The sequence below is a fragment of the Chryseobacterium oranimense genome (assembly GCF_900129755.1).
GTDB classification, from domain to species: domain Bacteria; phylum Bacteroidota; class Bacteroidia; order Flavobacteriales; family Weeksellaceae; genus Chryseobacterium; species Chryseobacterium oranimense.
Map to the genome: position 1 here is coordinate 113,378 of NZ_FQWT01000002.1, position 19,758 is coordinate 133,135.

The following is a 19,758-nucleotide window of genomic DNA, read 5'->3' on the forward strand; positions in this document are numbered from 1 at the left end:
TTGTGAGAAAAATTTTATTTGAAACTTTTTTAAATATAACCATTATTAAATTGCTTTTAAATGATACTGCAGATGATCAATATAATCCTGAATAATGTACTCTAATGTGAAAGTCTGGGGAACTGTTTTTGTGGTATCACAGGTCCTCTGCAAAGCTTCATCAGGAATATTCTCTACGGTATGAACGATCTGAAAATTTAAAGATTTCCAGAGAATGATCACTTCTGAAGCCGGAATATTCTGATAATTCTGCGCTTTTACCCAGAAATCCTGATCATAAACAATATTGTCATTCTCTTTATATTGTGTAACCACAAATCTACGGATATTCGTCAATGCACTGTCGCAAAGATGGCCTAAAATTTCTTTTTTCGACCATTTTTCCGGAGAAGGCTTATATGACCATTCTTCCTCAGAAATGTTTTCAAATCTCTGAAGTTCGGCGTCGACAATATTTTTAAGGATCTGGTAATTCATTTATTAATAATCAAGTTTTGCATGACTTCCTACATAATGAAGGAATTCCTGTCTGGTGATCGGGTTGGTCCTGAAAATTCCACTCAGTTCCGCTGTGATGGTAGAACTTGCCGTATCTTTTATTCCTCTGCAGTTCACACATAGATGTTTTGCATCAATAATGCATGCCACATCTTTAGTACCCAGTGCTTCTTTCAAAGCATCTACGATCTGCATGGTCAGTCTTTCCTGAACCTGTGGTCTTTTTGCATAATAATCCACAATCCTGTTGATCTTGGAAAGGCCAATCACTTCTCCGTTTGAAATGTAGGCTACATGGGCTCTTCCGATGATCGGCAGAAAATGGTGCTCGCAGAAAGAATATACGGTAATATCCTTTTCCACCAGCATCTGGCGGTATTTGTACTTATTGGAAAAAGTGGAAATTCCCGGTTTATTTTCAGGAAGAAGACCTCCAAAAATTTCGTTCACATACATTTTGGCAACACGTCTCGGTGAGTCTTTCAAAGAATCATCCGTCATGTCCATCCCCAGCGTTTCCATAATTTCACCGAAAAGTTCGGTAATTTTTTCTATTTTTTCCTCTGGCGATTTATCAAATGCATCTTTCCTAATAGGCGTATGTTCTTTTCCTGTGAAAATATCATCGTCGTTATCGGTAAAATCAACCATTTTTATTTAATTTGCAACAAAAATACGGATAAAATCTGTTCAGTAATTTCATTTTGAACGAAAAACATTATCCTTTCTCAACTTAGCCTATGATTATCGTTGAAGAAGTACAGAACGAAAACCAGAAAAAGGAATTTTTAGAATTTCCTGCAAGACTTTACCGGCAAGATAAAAACTATATAAGACCCCGAAATCAGGATATTGAGGAGATTTTTGATCCTGAAAAAAATAAATCATTCCAGAATGGGGAATGTACCCGGTTTTTATTTAAAAATAAACAAAATGAAACGGTAGGAAAAGTAGCCGTCTTTATTTCCGGCCTTTATGAACAAAAGCAGCCCACCGGAGGAATTGGTTTTTTCGACTGTATTAATGACCAGGCAACAGCAGATTTTATTTTTGATCACTGCAGGACCTGGCTTCAGAAACGAGGGCTGGAAGCGATGGACGGACCGATTAACTTCGGGGAGCGGGATAAGTTCTGGGGGCTTTTAACGGAAGGATTTGCTGAGCCACTTTTCGGAATGAATTACAATTTTCCTTATTACAAAGAACTGTTTGAAAACTATGGTTTTAAGCTGTATTTTGAACAGCTTTGCTTTTCGAGACCTATCTTCGCCGATGTTTCAAGGATTTTTACACTCATGCATACGAAACACAGCAGAAATCCAGCCATCTCCGCAAGACCAATGAAAAAAAATGCCCTGCCTAAATTTGCAAAGGATTTTACGGAGATCTATAATCAGGCATGGGCTGCCCATGGTGAGGGGAAACAGCTTGAGGAAGCCAAGGTCCTGAAAATGTTCAATACGATGAAACCGATTATCAATGAACATATTTCCTGGTTTGTGTATGAGAATGAAAAGCCTATTGCCATGTGGATGAATCTTCCGGACGTGAACCAATGGTTCAAATACCTCAACGGTAAATTCGGAGTTCTGGAAAAGCTGAAATTTTTATGGATAAAACAATTCGTCAGGAATGAGAAAATGGTAGGACTGGTATTTGGTGTTGTCCCGGAATGGCAAAAAAAGGGAATTGACGGTTATATGATCTGGGAAGGCACTCAGCATCTGAGAAAACATACGGATTTTAAAACAACAGAACTTCAGTGGATTGGTGATTTCAATCCCAAAATGATCAAAATAGCGGAAAGCCTCGATACCACTGTGACCAGGAAGCTGGTGACTTACCGGTATTTATTTGACCGTAACAAGGAATTTGAAAGACATCCTATTCTTTAAAATAAAAAATCCTGCTGTTTCACAGCAGGATTCCTTTCATTGGTACTCTATTAGAATAGCTCACCGGCTACTTTTTTAATATTATCACTTTTCCCCATGGAGTAAAAGTGCAGTACAGGAACTCCAAAATCTAAAAGTTCTCTGCATTGGGCAATGGCCCATTCTATCCCGATCTGCTTTACAGCTTCATTATTTTTTGCATTTTCCACCTCGGTGATGAGTTCTTCGGGAAGGTCAATTTTGAACACCTGCGGCAGAATTTTAAGGTGTTTTTTCGTGGCAATAGGTTTGATTCCCGGAATAATAGGAACTGTAATTCCCATTTCTCTTGCCTTTTTAACGAATTCTATAAACCTTTTATTGTCAAAAAACATTTGTGTGACAATATAATCTGCTCCGGCGTCTACTTTTTGCTTCAGCCATTTCAGGTCATAATTCATGGAAGGGGCTTCCATATGTTTTTCCGGGTAACCGGCTACCCCAATGCAGAATTTGTTAAGTTCATCACAGACTGTTTCATCATTGTGAAGGTATTTTCCTCTTCCCAGATCATTAATCTGATGCACAAGATCCATCGCACTGGCATGACCTCCCGGCGTAGGCTCAAAGTACTGATGTCCTTTCATCGCATCACCTCTTAAAGCCATGATATTGTCTATTCCGAGATACATACAGTCTACCAGAAGATATTCGGTCTCTTCTTTGGTAAATCCTCCGCAAAGTAAGTGCGGAACAGTATCTACATTATATTTATGCTGGATGGCGGCACAGATCCCTAAGGTTCCGGGGCGCATTCTGGTGATGCGGCGTTCCATCAGTCCGTTACCCTTATCAATGTAAATATATTCTTCCCTGGAAGTCGTCACATCTATAAAGGGCGGTTTAAACTCCATCAGCGGATCTATATTGGTATAAAGATCTTCAATCCCGATTCCTTTCTGAGGCGGAACTACCTCCAAGGAGAATAAAGTTTTCCCATTTGCGTTTTTTATGTGTTCAGTGATCTTCATTTTATAGTTTAATTATTATTTTAGCTTTAATAGTAGTTGATATTTTAATCTGCCAGATTAGGAGACAACCACTTTCTTGCTTCCTGAATGCTACAGCCTCTTCTTTCTGCATAATCTTTAAGCTGATCTTCTGTGATTTTCCCCAGACCGAAATATTTGGCATGAGGGCTTCCGAAATAGTATCCGGAAACTGATGCTGTAGGGAACATAGCCAGGCTTTCAGTAAGGAAAACCCCTGTATTTTCTTCTACCTGTAAAAGGTCCCAGATGGTTTTCTTTTCCAAATGGTCCGGACATGCAGGATATCCCGGTGCAGGACGGATTCCCTTGTATTTTTCCGCGATCAGTTCTTCATTGCTTAAATTTTCCTGATTGGCGTAGCCCCAGTATTCTGTTCTTACTTTTTTGTGTAAAAATTCTGCATAAGCTTCTGCAAATCTGTCGGCAAGGGCTTTGACCATGATAGCGTTGTAATCGTCATTGGCTTTTTCGTATTCTTCTGCAAGCTCATCTGTTCCGAAGCCGGTAGTCACACAGAAAGCTCCTACATAATCTGTTTTCCCTGAATTTTGCGGAGCGATAAAGTCACTTAACGCCAGATATTCTTTTCCTTTGGATCGTTGAGCCTGTTGTCTCAGCGTCAGGAATTTTGCCTGTTCCTGATTATTTTCGTCAAAGATTATAATATCATCCGTTTCATTGGAATTGGCTTTGAAAATACCAAAGACCGCTTTTGCCTTCAACAGTTTTTCGTCAAGGATTCTTTTCAGGATAACCTGAGCATCTTTAAATAATTCTTTAGCCTGAACTCCTACCACCTCATCTTCTAAAATATTCGGGTATTTCCCGTGGAGATCCCAGCTTCTGAAAAATGGCGACCAGTCGATAAAAGGAAGTAATTCTCTCAAATCCTGATCTTCAATTACGGTCACCCCTAAATTATTGGGTGTAAAAATCTCTTCGTTTACCCAGTCGATAGAAAAGTGATTCTGCCTTGCCTCTTCAATGGAAACATAGTCTTTATCAACCTGCCTGTTCAGGAATTTTTCGCGGAAATCGGAGTATTCATCTTTCAGTTCCGAAACATAATCCTTGTTTCTGTCCCCTAATAATGAACTCACTACATTTACCGCTCTTGAAGCATCATTAACGTGAACGACAGCATTTTTATATTTTAAATCAATCTTTACGGCGGTATGTGCTTTTGAAGTGGTCGCACCACCGATCAATAATGGAAAATTGAGGTTTTGTCTTTCCAGCTCGGAAGCAATGTACACCATCTCATCAAGACTTGGGGTAATCAGTCCGCTTAATCCGATGACATCCACTTTTTCTTCAATAGCAGTCTGAATAATTTTTTCTGCCGGAACCATTACTCCAAGATCTACAATCTCATAATTGTTACAGCCTAGTACAACACTTACAATATTTTTTCCGATATCGTGGACATCACCCTTTACCGTAGCCATCAGAATTTTTCCGTTGGCAGGCCTTGAGCCATCTTTTTCTGCTTCAATAAAAGGCTGCAGGTAAGCAACGGCTTTCTTCATTACCCTTGCAGACTTTACAACCTGGGGAAGGAACATTTTTCCGCTTCCGAATAAATCTCCTACCACTCCCATTCCGGTCATCAGGTTAATTTCAATGACGTGGAGAGGTTTTTCTGCCTGTTGTCTGGCTTCTTCCACATCTTCTTCGATAAAACGGTCAATTCCTTTTACCAGGGCATGGGTTATTCTCTCCTGTAAAGGCCTTGTTCTCCATTCCAGGTCTTCAACGATTTCTTTTTTTACGGATTTATGCTTTTCAGAGTAGTCAAGAAGTCTTTCCGTAGCATCATCTCTTTTATCAAGGATCACATCCTCTACAAGTTCCAGAAGCTCTTTATTGATCTCATCGTATACTTCCAGCATGGACGGGTTTACAATCCCGATATTCATTCCCGCCTGAATAGCATGGTAAAGGAATACGGAGTGCATCGCTTCTCTCACCGTATCATTTCCACGGAACGAAAAAGAAACATTACTTACACCACCACTCACAGAAGCATAAGGAAGATTCTGTCTCACCCATCTTGTAGCCTCAATGAAATCAATGGCATTTCTTCTGTGTTCCTCCATTCCCGTTGCTACAGGGAAAATATTAAGGTCGAAAATAATATCTTCAGCTGGAAAACCGACCTGATTAACCAGGATATCATAGGACCGTTTTGAAATTTCAGTTCTGCGTTCAAAATTATCCGCCTGACCCGTTTCGTCAAATGCCATTACGATCACGGCAGCACCATATCTTTTAACAGCTCTTGCCTGTTTGATGAATTCTTCTTCGCCTCCTTTCAGACTGATGGAATTGACCACGCATTTCCCCTGTGCCACCTGAAGTCCGGCTTCAAGTATCTCCCATTTGGAAGAGTCTATCATGATAGGAATTCTTGAAATATCCGGTTCTGAAGCAATTAAATTCAGAAATTTAATCATGGATGCTTTTCCATCGATCAATCCATCATCGAAGTTGACGTCAAGAATCTGTGCTCCCCCTTCTACCTGGTGGCGTGCAATATCGAGTGCTTCAGAGAATTTCTCCTCTTTTATAAGTCTTAAAAATTTTTTAGATCCGGCAACATTGGTTCTTTCGCCAACGTTGATGAAATTACTCTCCGGGGTTATAATAAGGGGCTCGAGGCCGGATAATCTTAAATACTTCATTATTTGTTTATTCTTCTAAAATATAATAGGCATTGTTCGCATTCTGCCGGAGCAGATCCACATGTTTGCCTAAAGCAGTGAAAATTGGAAATCTTTTGTAGGCTAAATGATGTTCTTTTGCAAATTCTTCGATCTCTTCTGTGATCTCATTATAATACATATAGCTATAATTTGGAAAAAGATGATGGGCGACATGGAAATTAAAGTTTCCTAAAATATTTCTCACGAACCAGTTGTTTTCTTTCAAATCATTGGTTACCTCAAACTGGTGGCGAAGCCAGCTGAACGGAAGCCCGTTTTTTTCATCCAGTTTTGGAAAAGCATTATCAGGAAGCGGATGAAGAGGCAGCAGAACAAACAGCGCAAAAATACTTGCCGCTATTACCTGAAGAAACCATGCTCCCAAAGCCAATCCTATGGATACTTTAAAAAACAGGACAGGAACTGCAATCTGGTAAAAGAAATAGAAGAGTTTGTAGCCTACCATTTTTACTTTTTCAATAAAGGGAATCGAGCCCTGAGTCTTTAAAATCACTCTTTCATTATCAAAAAAATCCCTGAAATCCCTGATAAACATCCAATTAAAAAGATAAAGAGGATATACCAGAAAGAAAAACCTGTGCTGAAACTTCTGAACACCTTTTGCCTTAATCCAAGGAATAATTAAAAGCAGGCCACTCTGCTCTATATCCGTATCCCAGCCATCTACATTAGGATAGGCATGATGGCTGGCAATATGTCTTTTTTTCCAGATGTATGAATTGGCCCCTACAAGATCAAACATATGCAGCACAAGCGAATTCAGCTTCTTACTTTTATAAATGTTGTTATGGGCCGCTTCATGGATCAGGTTTAAATAAATCAGCACCAGGGAAATTCCCATTAAAATAAAACTTCCGATGTACATCCAGGATTTGTCTGCATTGAACAAAGCGAAGAAATACAGCGCAAAATAGACCAAAGGCAGAATAACTGCTTTGATCTGAATATAAATATCTCTGTTTTCGGGAATTTTGTCTATACGCTGATTCACTTTATGTCTTAGTTCATTAAAAAGTTTTATATCATCTGAATTTTTTAAGTAACTAGGCTTTTCCATAATGTTAAATTTTGTGACTTACTTAAAGTTAACATTTATAATCAAGCACTTACTTGAAATTTTAATAAAAAAAATCTATTAAATCATGCAAATTTCTTCAATTTCCTTGGGGAATATCCCGCTACCAGATCTGCTATAGCCTTGATGTGATCGGGAGTTGTTCCGCAGCATCCGCCTATGATATTGATCAATCCTTTTTCTACATATTCTTTAATCTGCCTTGCCATATCTTCCGGTGTTTCATCATATTTCCCGAAAGCGTTGGGAAGTCCTGCATTAGGATAAGCAGATACATAGAATTCTGCATTATGGGCTAAGGTTTCCAGATATGGCGTTAGCTGATCGGCACCGAGGGCACAGTTGAAGCCCACACTCAATAGATCCAGATGTGAAACTGAAATGAGGAATGCTTCCGCAGTCTGCCCGCTCAGGGTCCTTCCTGAAGCATCCGTAATCGTGCCTGAAACCATAATCGGAATCTTTATATTTCTCTCTTCCTGAATTTCATCAATGGCAAACAAAGCAGCTTTTGCATTCAATGTATCGAAGATCGTTTCTACCAGAAGGATATCCGAACCTCCATCCAGCAAAGCTTCACACTGCTGTTTGTAAGCAACTCTCAGCTCTTCAAAAGTAATAGCTCTGTACCCGGGATCATTAACATCCGGACTTAAGCTTGCCGTTCTGTTGGTAGGTCCTATTGAGCCTGCAACAAATCTTGGTTTATCCGGGTTTTGAGCGGTATACTCATCACATGCTTTTCTGGCAATCTTCGCAGACTCAAAGTTCAGCTCATACACCAGGTCTTCCATGTGGTAATCTGCCATTGCAATAGTGGTTCCGGAGAAGGTATTGGTTTCTATAATATCTGCTCCGGCTTCCAGGTATTTCTTATGAACTTCCTCAATGGCCTGAGGCTGCGTAAGAGAAAGGAGGTCATTATTGCCTTTTACCGGATGTTCCCAGTCTTTGAAACGTTCGCCACGGTAATCTTCTTCTTCAAACTTGTAACGCTGAAGCATGGTTCCCATGGCTCCGTCAAGAATTAAAATTCTCTCGGATATTGCCTTGTATAATTGTTCTGAATTTTTCATTGTATAAATTTTAGCTAAAGGTTAGCCCGTTTCTATTGAATTAATCTAGAGCCTGTCTTAAATCTGCAATAATATCATCAACATGTTCAAGACCTACAGAGCAACGTACCAGTCCTGCGGTAATACCTACTTCATTTCTTTCCTCATCGGTCAGTTTAGAATGAGTAGTAGATGCAGGATGGGTTACAATAGTTCTGGTATCTCCAAGGTTGGCAGAAAGTGAACATAATTTTATTTTATCCAGAAAGTTTCTTCCACCGTCTATTCCTCCTTTGATTTCGAAGGCAACAATATTCCCGCCCAGTTTCATTTGCTTTTTAGCGATTTCATAACTTGGATGGGAGGCAAGGAACGGATATTTCACCAGCTCTACATTGGGGTGATTTTCTAAAAACTCTGCTACTTTCAAAGCATTTTCGCAATGTTTTTCAACACGGATCGCAAGCGTTTCAAGACTTTTTGATAATACCCATGCATTGAAAGGTGACATTGCAGGCCCCGTATTTCTTGCGAAAAGGTAAATTTCTCTGATTAAATCTGCTTTACCGACCGCTACCCCGCCCAGTACTCTTCCCTGGCCGTCAATAAGTTTCGTTGCAGAATGAACAACAATATCTGCACCATATTTGATGGGCTGCTGAAGATAAGGTGTTGCAAAACAGTTATCTACAATAAAGATAAGGTTATGCTTTTTGGCAATCTGTCCGAAAAATTCAAGATCCAGAATTTCAATGGCCGGATTGGTAGGAGTTTCCAGGTATAGGATTTTTGTATTAGGCTTAATATATTGCTCAACATTTTCAGCATCCCCAGCCTTAAAATAGGTAGTTTCTATATTCCATTTCGGAAAATATTTGGTAAATAAAGTATGGGTAGATCCAAATACCGACTGGCAGCTTACGATGTGATCACCGGCATCCAATAAAGCAGCAAAAGTTGAATAAATAGCTGCCATTCCTGTGGCAAAAGCATATCCGGCTTCTGCTCCTTCCATTTTTGCAATTTTATCCGTGAATTCAGTTACGTTCGGGTTTGAAAAACGGCTGTACAGGTTCTTAGGTTTTTCTTCTGCAAAACTTGCCCGCATATCTTCCGCATCCTGAAAAATAAAGCTGGAAGTAAGGTATAAAGGGGTTGTATGTTCATCAAACTGGGTTCTTTCAGTCTGGGTTCTTATTGCTGATGTTTCAAAATTTTCCATATAGTTTTAATTTGATAATTTAACAGTGTATAAGTTTAACAATGTAACAATGAGATTATTGGTAAACCAGTACATTGTTAAATTGTTATATTAAATTATTATTTCGTTTCACTTACTCTCAGAATATCTCCGAAAACTCCTCTTGCTGTTACCTGGGCTCCTGCTCCCGCTCCCATAATCACAATAGGGTTTTCACCATAACTTTCTGTATAAATTTCAAAAATAGAATCTGAGCCTTTCAACTGTCCTAAAGCTGAGCTTCCCGGTACGGAAACCAGTTTTACATCAAGCTGTCCTTTATCTTTCTGAAGATCACCGTGAAGATCACCTACATAACGAAGCACATGCCCCGGCTCCTGATTTTCTTTAATTGTCTGATATTCTTCATCCAGCTCATGTAATCTTGAAAGAAATTCTGATTTTGAAACAGAAAGTAAAGTTTCAGGAACCAGATTCTGAATGTTGATATCATCAAATTCATTGATTAAATCCAGCTCTCTCGCCAGAATTAATAATTTTCTGGCTACATCATTCCCTGATAAATCTTCCCGTGGGTCCGGTTCTGTATAGCCTTTTTCCAAAGCTTCATTGACAATTGTGGAAAACTTATCATCTCTCAAAGAAAAATTATTGAAAACGTAACTCAATGTTCCAGAGAATACCCCTTTTATTCTTGTAATATTTTCTCCTGAAAGGTGTAAAAGTTTTATGGTATCAATCAGCGGAAGCCCTGCTCCAACATTGGTTTCATACAGATAGCGTCTGTTATTTTTATTCAACGTATATCTTAGTTTACGATATTCTTCAATAGGAAGAGTATTAAAAATTTTGTTGGATGAAACCAGGTCAAAGCCATTTTCAGCAAGCGCATGATAATTCTTTACAAAATCTTTGCTCGCTGTATTGTCAACTACGATAAGGTTTTCCAGCTGATTTTCTTTGGAAAAGCTGATCAGTTCCTCAACATTTGACGGGTGTTCTGCCGTTAAAACCTCATCGCTCCAATTGGTATCGAATCCTTTTTTATTGAAGGCAATTTTTCTTGAGTTAGCTACTGCAACTACTTTAAGATCGATTTTCTTACGTCTTCTGATTTCTTCGGAAGACTGTAAGACCTGTTCTATTAATGTTTTTCCTACATTTCCATGACCTATGATTGCTAAATGAACCGTTTTAGGCTTTTTGAAAATTTCAGATTCAATGATATTTTTCGTTTTCTCGTCCTGAGAAGATGTAACCACAATATTGACTCTTTTTTCTGCCGCTACCTGGTTTAAAAGTAGAGGGAATACATTATTTCTTGCCAGCTCTGCAAGGACTTTATTAAGATCTTCCGCTACAAATCCAAGTACGGAAACATTATTAATGCTATAAATCTGTGAAACTTTGCCTGACTTTCTTTCGGCTTCAAACTCATCGATCAGGCAGGTAACTGCTTTTTCTGCATCCGCTTCATTTACAAGGATAGATATCCCATTTTCAATAGCCTGCTGCGAGATCACTCCCACACTTATACGCGCCAGAGTAAGCGCCTTAAAAATCCTTCCATCGATCCCAATTTCCCCCAGGAAATCTTCTCCTTCAAATTTGATAATTGATCTGTTCTTTAAAAACTTTATTTCGTTAGCATTTCTCATTCTACAAAATATTTTTTATGATTGTATTTAATTGTTCATATTCCATCAGGAAGGCATCATGCCCGTGAATTGACTGTATTTCATGATAGAAAACCTCTTTCTTTTTCTCTTTAAGCTGCTCAAAGCACATTCGGATTTCTGATGCCGGGAAAAACAGGTCTGTATCAACAGCGATAAGATGCATTCGGGCATCGATTTTTTCCAGCCGGTGTTCTTCCGTATTAATACTCATCAGCAAATGATTCATCAGTTTATAAGCTTTTAAACTAAATCTTTCGTTTAATGCGTCTCCATGATAAATGAGCCAGTCTTCAGATTCTAATCTCTGATTTTCAAGGTCATATCTATTTTGAAATCTGTTATTTAAAGATTGAGGTGTTCTATAACACAGCATCGCATGGATTCTCGCTTTTTGCAGAGGCTCATCATTTCCGTTTAAGAGGAATTTCTGAACCAGACATTGTGCATGAAGCCAGTCGTGAGTTTTGAAATCGCAGGCAATAGGGATAAAGATTTCTGCCAGTTGTGGTTGCCTGACAAGCATTTCCCATGCAATTCCTCCTCCGAGGGAGCCTCCGATAATGGCGTATAAATTTTTGATATGCAAAGTTTCAAGACCTTTCAGGAATATTTCAGCAATGTCTGAAGGCGTGAAATCTTCGTATTCGTCAATTAAAAAGTCATCAAATCCGTTTCCGGGGATATTGAAACACAGAACTGTATATTTTTTTGTATCAATGACCTGATTTTCTCCGATCAGCTGTTTCCACCATCCTTTTTCTCCGGAAACATTTGAATTTCCGGTTAAAGCATGATTGACCAGTATAATGGGAGCTGAAAACAAGTCTTGCCCGAAGATCTGATAAGTCAACGGGATATGGTATTCCTTTTGGGAATTAGTTTGATACGAAAGATTAATATAGTTTAGTTCTGTTTTCAATTCTATTATTTTAATACAATTGAAAATGCCACAGGAAATGGCTGAAAAGAACTTCAGTGAGTTATCTGTCCAAAATAAATTGGTAGAACGTAGCACCTTCTCTGCTTGCACAAAGGGTTGCTAAGGTTTCATAGGGTCTAATCCCTCAACCTTTCTTGATAACATTTTCAATATTTGAATGAACGCACTGCAAAGATATGTTTTTTCTTTTAATTTTTTCAAAAAAAATATTTAATATCAAAAAATCCAGTAATAACAAGTGATTCAAGGCTATATTAATAATTATTCAGATGGAAGGAATTGGAATTATTTTTCAAAAAAACTAACTTCGTACTTGAAATTGATGAAATATGACTGTTGAAAAAGAAAGATTACAAGATTCTAAATGGAAAAACTGGGGGCCATACGTCAGTAACCGGCAATGGGGGAATGTACGTGAAGATTACAGCCCGAATGGAAATGCCTGGAATTATGCCAACCACAACAATGCGGAAAGCTATGCCTACCGCTGGGGTGAAGAAGGGATCGCAGGGATTTCCGATGTAAAACAGCTCTTCTGTTTTGCCTTTTCCTTTTGGAATAAAAAAGATAAGATTATAAAAGAACGTTTTTTTGGATTAAGCAATCCTCAGGGGAACCACGGGGAGGATATCAAAGAAATTTTTTATTATTTAGATAATACACCCACTCATAGTTATATGAAAATGGTGTATAAATACCCGATCAATGCATTTCCTTACGATGATCTTGTTGCCGAGAACGGCAGACGAAGCAAAAAGGAACCTGAATATGAGCTGTTTGATACGGGAATTTTTGACCATGATGAATATTTTGATATTTTCATTGAATACTGTAAGGGCGACCATAATGATATTCTTGCAAGGGTAAGTGTTCATAACAGGAGTAAAGAGGATGCTCCCATCGTTATTGCCCCGACTGCCTGGTTCAGAAATAACTGGAAATGGGGATACAATACGTATAAAGGACAGATGAATGCTGCGTATGACGGATGCATAGATGTTAACCATGACAGTATTTCAATCAAGAAAATTTATTCAAGAAACAGGACTGCCCAAAGTGCTTTCTGTGAAAATGAAACCAACACGCCTAAACTATATGGAGCTCCTTATCCGGGTAATACCTATTTTAAGGACGGAATCAATGACTATATCATTTATGGAAGCAATACGGTAAATCCTGAAAAAAAAGGTACCAAAGCATCTTTTATCATTGATGAAATAATTGGCGCGGGACAATCCAAAGTTTTTGATTTCAGGCTGTGTCCAGATGAAACGGATGAACCTTTTGTCGATTTTGATGAAATTTTCAGCACAAGAATTGCCGAAGCTGATGAATTCTACAACGAAGTTCAGAGCGAAACTACGAATGAGGATGAAAGAAATGTGCAGAGACAGGCATTTGCAGGCCTTCTGTGGAATAAGCAGTTTTATCATTACAATGTAGGAAAATGGCTGAAGGGTGATCCGAACCATGAAGCTCCGAGAAATTTTAATGAATATGTAAGAAATACGGAGTGGAACCACCTTCACAATAAGGATATTATTTCCATGCCTGATAAATGGGAATATCCATGGTATGCAACGTGGGATCTGGCATTTCATTGTGTTCCTTTTTCTATCATTGATGCAGAATTTGCAAAAGGACAGCTTCTGCTTTTAACCAAGGAATGGTATATGCACCCGAACGGACAGCTTCCCGCTTATGAATGGAACCTGAGCGACGTAAACCCGCCGGTACACGCATGGTCCTGTTTCCGGGTTTTCAAAATTGATGAAAAACAAAACGGGAAGCCTGATCTTTTATTCCTTGAAAAAGTATTCCAGAAGCTTCTCCTGAATTTTACCTGGTGGGTAAACCGTAAGGATAAAAACGGTAAGAATATTTTTGGCGGCGGTTTCCTTGGTCTGGATAATATTGGAGCTTTCGACCGTAATATGGAGCTGAAAGACGGCCAGCACCTTGAGCAGGCAGACGGAACAAGCTGGATGGCGATGTATGCTCTCAATATGATGCGGATTGCCATGGAACTTGCTCAATACTATCAGGTATATGAAGATATGGCCATTAAGTTTTTTGAGCATTACTTATATATTGCAGAAGCCATGGAAAACTTGGGAGACGGTAAAGAAGGCTTATGGAATGAGGAGGATGGATTCTTCTACGATGTTTTGCAGCTCGGCAACGGAGACAGTGTTTCTTTGAAACTGAGAAGCATTGTCGGATTGATTCCTATGTTTGCGGTAGAAATCGTAGATCATCATCTGTTAGATAAAATGCCGAATTTCCAGGCAAGAATGGAATGGGTATTAAAAAACAAACCTGAGCTTACGAAGCTGGTTTCTCACTGGGACGAGGAAGGGCAAGGCAGAAAGCACCTGATGAGCATTTTACGAAAGAACAGGCTGACAAAGGTTTTGAGAAGGATGCTTGATGAGAATGAGTTCCTAAGTTCTTATGGTATACGCGCCATGTCCAAAGTATACGAGGAAAATCCGTTTGTATTTTCTGTACACGGTACGGAAAATGTAGTTTATTATACCCCTGCGGAGAGTGACAGCAGGATGTTTGGAGGTAACAGTAACTGGCGGGGACCGATCTGGTTTCCGATCAATTTCCTGATCGTGGAAAGTTTACAGCGTTTTCACTTTTACTATGGTAACAGCTTAAAAGTTGAACTTCCGACCGGAAGCGGTGAGAAGAAGAACCTGGATGAAGTGGCACAGAATATCAGCAGAAGGCTATGTTCCTTATTTCTGAAGGATGAAGATGGACAAAGGCCTTTCAATGGAGGCAATGCCAAGTTTAATTATGACGAACATTTTAAGGATTATATCACTTTCTTTGAATATTTTCACGGAGACAACGGCCGCGGTGTAGGAGCTTCCCATCAGACGGGATGGACGGCTACGGTTGCGAAGCTTATGAAACCAAGACTAACAGTATAAATAAAGAGTCCGGCCCGAATGGGCCGGACTCTTTTAATTTCTTATAGTTCATTAAACTTTTTCTCCGTTAACAAGAACTTCGTATCCTATTTCTACGTTCGGTTCTAAAGTTTTTGATACGGAACAATATTTTTCAAAGGATAATTCTGCTGCTTTTAGTGCTTTTTTAGGATCTATATTTCCTTCCAGAAGAAATTTCACCTTGATCGATTTAAAAGGTTTTGCATCCTCCACCTGGACTCTTTCCCCTTCTACTTCTGCCTGAAAACCTGTGATTTCCTGGCGCTGTTTTTTCAGAATTGAGACTACATCTATCCCGCTGCATCCGGCTACGGCCATCAATACGCTTTCCATAGGAGAAACCCCTTTAGCTCCCGGCTGAGAGGTATTGTCCAAAAGTATTGAGTTCCCCTGGGAATTGGTACATTCAAATAAAAAATCGTCGTTTATTCTGTTCAGTGTAATTTTCATTGCTTATTGCTTATTGCTTATTGCTTATTGCTTATTGCTTATTGCTTATTCAAAATTATAAAATTCCTCTCGCTTTTATCTCAAGATATTTATTGATAACGTCAATATTTAAATTTTCAGGAAGTGTATAGACAGTATAAATTCCATACTTCCGGAGTTCCTGAATGATCAGTTTCTTTTCGAATTCAAATTTTTCAGCGATAACCTCATCGTAAATTTCCTGCATATTATCAGGGTTTTTATGAATAAGGGTCTGTAATTCTGAATTTTTAAAAAATATAACCACCAGCATATGATTCTTGGCAATGCCTCGAAGATATTTCAATTGACGGTTTAATCCATCCAGGGTTTCAAAATTGGTAAAAAGTAAAATAAGGCTCCTCTGATTCAGAGAATATTTTACATCCTGATACAGGCGGTTAAAATCACTTTCAAAAAAGTCGGTTTTAATATTGTACAATGCCTCGGAAATCTTTTTCAGTTGGCCTGATTTGTTTTCAGCAGCGACTTTATTTTCGGTCTTTTTGGAAAACGTCATCATTCCGGCACGGTCGCCTTTCTTCAAAATAATATGAGACAAGGCCATAGCTGCATTAATGGAGTAATCAAGCAGACTCAATCCGTTGAAAGGCATTTTCATCGTCCTTCCCTTATCAATCAGAATAAAAATACGCTGCGATTTTTCATCCTGAAACTGATTGACCATCAATCTGTTGGTTTTGGAAGTCGCTTTCCAGTTGATCGTTCGGATATCATCGCCGGGAACATAGTCTTTGATTTGTTCAAACTCCATGGTATGTCCCAGTTTTCTGATCTTTTTAATACCTCCCAGCATAAATTCGCTCTGTAGTGCCATCAGCTCGTATTTCCTGAGATGAACAAAAGATGGATAGGCAGGCAACATCGCATCTTTCTGGAAATTAAATCTTCTGGCTACAAATCCTAACGGTGAAGAAGCATACACATTCAGGTTTCCAAAACTGTACTCTCCTCTTTCTTTAGGTTCCAAACTGTATTGGAAATAAGTATTTTTGCCCGGTTCAATGATTTTTGTGATCAGGAAATCTCTCTTCTGGAACTGAAAGGGTATTTCATCAATGATCTTTGTACTGATGTTGAAGCTGTAATTATTTTTAATATCAATTTTTACAAAATTTTCATCCCCGTTGGACAGTTTTTCCGGAAGTATCCTCTGGGCAAGCAAAGCATTCTTTTGGTTAAACAGCAAAAGATAGTCTACCATTACCGCAAGAAAACACAATAACACCAAAATGTGGGCAACCCACATCAGGACCGGAAAGAAAAATGCAAGGACATACACAATTCCCACTCCGATGAGCGAAAAGAAAAATCGTGTATTGATGTATAGGTTTTTCATATTTTTAAGGTAGCAGATGGTAGATCGTAGGTGATAGGTTTGGGGTTAAACTGGTTGAAGTGAATTTATTAAACCATTCAGCATTTTTGAAATCTCTATAATATTGTTATTTAATTTTTGATAATTTTCTTCATTTAAATAATTAAGATTTTTGGAAATCATTAACTGAATTTCTACTTCAGCACAGCTTCCTCTGGCTATTTTCAGAAATTGCAAATAGTCTGGTTTGCTTCTTCGGGAGTTGCCTTCAGCAATATTTGATGGTATAGAAACCGAAGCTCTTCTGATCTGCGAAATAAGCCCATACATTTCATCTTTCGGAAAAGAACCTGTACTTCTATAAATATCCGTAACAAAATCAATAGATCTCTGCCAAACCAAAAGTTCCTTAAAATTAGCCATAAAGTCTCATCATTTTAATAAAAAACAATTGTAAGTACATCATTCTGCATTTAGCACCTGCAACCTTTTACCTAATATCTGCAACTATCTGGGAATCTCTATCCCCTCCAGGATCTGTCGTATAATTTCATCTGCAGTAAGGCCTTCCATTTCTCTTTCCGGAGAAACGATTACCCTGTGTCTTAGTACTGCATAACTTGCTTCTTTGATGTCCTCAGGGGTTACAAAATCTCGTCCTCTAAGCGCAGCGAAAGACTTGGAAGCTGTAAGCAGAGCCAGTGAAGCTCTTGGGGACGCCCCCAGGTATAAAAACTGGTTTTCCCGTGTATTGACAATAATTTTAGCAATATATTCCATGAGCTGAGATTCTACAATGATCTCTTTCACCAAATGCTGGTAGTTTTTCAGCTGTTCCGCCGTAATTACACGGTTTACGCCTTCTGTCTTATCTTCTTTTTTACTTTCGTGCTGGTTTCTTATGATGGCGATCTCCTGTTCAAGATTAGGATATCCAACATTTATTTTGAAAAGAAAACGGTCAAGCTGTGCTTCAGGAAGCCTGTAAGTTCCTTCATGCTCTATAGGGTTCTGGGTAGCCACTACCAGGAACGGTTCGTCCATAATGTAGCGGGTTCCGTCCATCGTGATCTGTCTTTCCTCCATTACCTCAAATAATGCAGCCTGTGTTTTAGCAGGCGATCTGTTGATCTCATCAATGAGTATGAAGCTGGAAAAGATGGGTCCTTTTTTAAATTCAAATTCGGAATTTTTTACACTGAAAACAGAGGTTCCCAAAATATCCGAAGGCATAAGATCCGGCGTAAACTGAATCCTGCTGAATCCTACGTCAATGGTTTTAGCCAGAAGCTTAGCCGTAACGGTTTTGGCTACACCGGGAACACCTTCTATCAGGACATGGCCGTTCGATAAAAGAGCGGCAATAAGATGTTCCACCATGCTTTCCTGCCCTACAATTACTTTGGCTATTTCTGCTTTTACTTTTTCCAGGCTGGCACGGAGTTCAATCATATCAATTCTGGATTGAAACTGGTCTTCTTTTTTATTTAAATCGATCGAGCTTTGATTTTCTACATTTTCGTTTTCAAGGTTTTCCATAATTTTTGTCTTTGGTTTTTATGGGAGCCGGTTTTCTTCTCCGGTTTTTATTAAACTTAATATGACCGGCTTATATCCGATCCTTTGCTAAATTGTCCTACTGGAACTCTTATTTATGCAGTCTGTTTCCTAACTGAACTTTACAAAAAACATTGTTACATTGTTATATTTATATCAATATTTCATCAAGAAGCTTATTCATCCTTACGAGGTCTTCTTTCATTACACTTGCATAGGGATCCTGCCCTTTTTTGATCAGTGCTATTGCCTCATCAATCATTTCTATTGGTTTTCCTGTTTTCAGATGCAGTTTATTGGCAAATTCCGCATCCAGATTGCGGGTATCAATCAACAGATCCATTCTTATTTTATTCAGGAAATACTGAGCCTTTTTAGCCATCATATCATGGAAATTTCCTTCCTGAAGATAAAGATTTCCAATGCTTTTCACAAAATCTACCGAAGTATTCCTCAGCGGTTCCAAAACAGGCACTATCCGCTGTTTTCTTTTTGCATTAAAGAAAATAAACAGGACCAGACCTCCTAAAAATACCCACCAGGCATATTTGAGGGCAGGGTTTGAGAGGATAAATCTCATAAAGAACCGCGAAACCTTAGTATCATTTTCTACAAACCAGATGGTTTCTCTGTCTTTAAGATACGAAAAAATATCCTGGGCATATTTTAAGCTGCCCGGTTTCAAAAGATAGTAATTGGTAAGGAAAAGCGGTTCGCTGTGTACATAGATCGTTCCTTTCCCAAATTTTGTTTTAATAAAATTCGCCTGGTCTGAATTATCTTTTTCAACTGTTTTTCCTAAAACCTCCACCTGCGGTTTAATGTATGAAAATCCCCTGCCTGAGGGAAATTTATCCAGCTTAATAAAATCATTCTGGTATTGTTTATCCGTAAGTTTCAGCATATTTTCCTCAGCAAAAGAAATATCCGAGCTATGGTAACCGATACTGTCTGAGATATCTTTTGGAGTATTGCTTATCAGGATCATGGCATCCGAACCGTTTGACACCTGTTCCAGAATTTTTTTCCAGGACTGATTATCCAGGTCTTTTTCTATAACAATAATGTTATGAGGATCCTTTTTCCTTTTGCTATAATAGTCGTAAGGTGTCTCTTCGGTTCTTTTCAGATTATTTTTAAACAGATGTTTGGCTTCGTTATTAAAAACAAACAGTCCGAAAGGAGACTTTTCGTTAATATTAAAATTCTTACGCCAGCTGACCGTTTCTTTTTTATTGACTTCAAGCAACGCCAGAATAACCATCACAACGATGAATATCACAGCATATATTTTGAAGGTTTTTTTCATGGTTATTTCGGTGGTTTAA

16 protein-coding genes and 1 riboswitch are annotated in these 19,758 nt (G+C 38.6%); of the genes, 2 read left to right on the forward strand and 14 right to left on the reverse strand.

Annotated elements, in window-relative coordinates; genetic code table 11:
• Window positions 1-45 precede the first annotated feature (45 nt).
• Both BUB03_RS07020 and folE read right to left on the reverse strand, forming a co-directional pair.
• Window positions 46-477 (reverse strand): DinB family protein, encoded by a 432-nt coding sequence (locus tag BUB03_RS07020; protein WP_073061513.1) that lies wholly within the window; start codon window positions 475-477, stop codon window positions 46-48.
• A 3-nt stretch (window positions 478-480) separates the two neighbouring features.
• The gene (gene folE, locus BUB03_RS07025) at window positions 481-1,149 is read right to left on the reverse strand and encodes a GTP cyclohydrolase I FolE (RefSeq protein WP_040993609.1); all 669 of its coding nucleotides are present in this window, start codon (window positions 1,147-1,149) and stop codon (window positions 481-483) included.
• An 89-nt stretch (window positions 1,150-1,238) separates the two neighbouring features.
• Here folE and BUB03_RS07030 point away from each other — a divergent pair, with 89 nt between their 5' ends.
• Window positions 1,239-2,393: a hypothetical protein gene (locus BUB03_RS07030; protein ID WP_073061515.1), complete on the forward strand. Its 1,155-nt coding sequence runs from the start codon at window positions 1,239-1,241 to the stop codon at window positions 2,391-2,393.
• Between the two features lie 50 nt (window positions 2,394-2,443).
• Here the strand turns inward: BUB03_RS07030 and metF are convergent, their stop codons facing one another.
• From metF to BUB03_RS07065, 7 genes are all read right to left on the reverse strand, one after another.
• Entirely contained in the window at window positions 2,444-3,403 is a 960-nt protein-coding gene (metF, locus tag BUB03_RS07035) for a methylenetetrahydrofolate reductase [NAD(P)H] (protein ID WP_040993605.1), read from the reverse strand.
• Between the two features lie 44 nt (window positions 3,404-3,447).
• The gene (gene metH / locus BUB03_RS07040; protein WP_073061517.1) at window positions 3,448-6,108 is read right to left on the reverse strand and encodes a methionine synthase; all 2,661 of its coding nucleotides are present in this window, start codon (window positions 6,106-6,108) and stop codon (window positions 3,448-3,450) included.
• Between the two features lie 7 nt (window positions 6,109-6,115).
• On the reverse strand, window positions 6,116-7,207 hold the full coding sequence (locus BUB03_RS07045; RefSeq protein WP_073061519.1) for a fatty acid desaturase family protein: 1,092 nt from the start codon (window positions 7,205-7,207) through the stop codon (window positions 6,116-6,118).
• A gap of 83 nt (window positions 7,208-7,290) precedes the next feature.
• The gene (locus BUB03_RS07050; RefSeq protein ID WP_040993601.1) at window positions 7,291-8,301 is read right to left on the reverse strand and encodes a homocysteine S-methyltransferase family protein; all 1,011 of its coding nucleotides are present in this window, start codon (window positions 8,299-8,301) and stop codon (window positions 7,291-7,293) included.
• A gap of 40 nt (window positions 8,302-8,341) precedes the next feature.
• Window positions 8,342-9,502 (reverse strand): O-succinylhomoserine sulfhydrylase, encoded by a 1,161-nt coding sequence (locus BUB03_RS07055; protein ID WP_073061521.1) that lies wholly within the window; start codon window positions 9,500-9,502, stop codon window positions 8,342-8,344.
• Between the two features lie 98 nt (window positions 9,503-9,600).
• A complete protein-coding gene (locus BUB03_RS07060) occupies window positions 9,601-11,139 on the reverse strand; it encodes an ACT domain-containing protein (protein ID WP_073061523.1) in 1,539 nt (512 codons plus the stop codon).
• Between the two features lies 1 nt (window position 11,140).
• Window positions 11,141-12,079, reverse strand: coding sequence for an alpha/beta fold hydrolase (locus BUB03_RS07065; protein ID WP_073061525.1), 939 nt, complete (start codon window positions 12,077-12,079; stop codon window positions 11,141-11,143).
• A gap of 58 nt (window positions 12,080-12,137) precedes the next feature.
• A riboswitch (SAM riboswitch) is annotated at window positions 12,138-12,244 on the reverse strand.
• 185 nt (window positions 12,245-12,429) lie between these two features.
• On the opposite strand from BUB03_RS07065, the gene BUB03_RS07070 reads away from it, so the two are divergent.
• Window positions 12,430-15,045, forward strand: coding sequence for an MGH1-like glycoside hydrolase domain-containing protein (locus BUB03_RS07070; RefSeq protein ID WP_073061528.1), 2,616 nt, complete (start codon window positions 12,430-12,432; stop codon window positions 15,043-15,045).
• Window positions 15,046-15,096: 51 nt separating this feature from the next.
• Here BUB03_RS07070 and BUB03_RS07075 read toward each other — a convergent pair whose 3' ends face one another.
• The 5 genes from BUB03_RS07075 to BUB03_RS07095 form a co-directional block, all read right to left on the reverse strand.
• Window positions 15,097-15,516 carry an OsmC family protein gene (locus BUB03_RS07075; RefSeq protein ID WP_040993591.1) on the reverse strand — a complete coding sequence of 140 codons (420 nt, stop codon included), beginning with the start codon at window positions 15,514-15,516 and terminating at the stop codon, window positions 15,097-15,099.
• A 55-nt stretch (window positions 15,517-15,571) separates the two neighbouring features.
• A complete protein-coding gene (locus BUB03_RS07080) occupies window positions 15,572-16,894 on the reverse strand; it encodes a DUF58 domain-containing protein (RefSeq protein ID WP_073061531.1) in 1,323 nt (440 codons plus the stop codon).
• A 45-nt stretch (window positions 16,895-16,939) separates the two neighbouring features.
• Complete coding sequence (locus BUB03_RS07085; protein WP_073061534.1) at window positions 16,940-17,296, reverse strand: four helix bundle protein; 357 nt, start codon at window positions 17,294-17,296, stop codon at window positions 16,940-16,942.
• Between the two features lie 84 nt (window positions 17,297-17,380).
• A complete protein-coding gene (locus tag BUB03_RS07090; protein WP_040993585.1) occupies window positions 17,381-18,412 on the reverse strand; it encodes an AAA family ATPase in 1,032 nt (343 codons plus the stop codon).
• A gap of 169 nt (window positions 18,413-18,581) precedes the next feature.
• A complete protein-coding gene (locus BUB03_RS07095) occupies window positions 18,582-19,739 on the reverse strand; it encodes a DUF4350 domain-containing protein (RefSeq protein ID WP_073061537.1) in 1,158 nt (385 codons plus the stop codon).
• Window positions 19,740-19,758 lie beyond the last annotated feature (19 nt).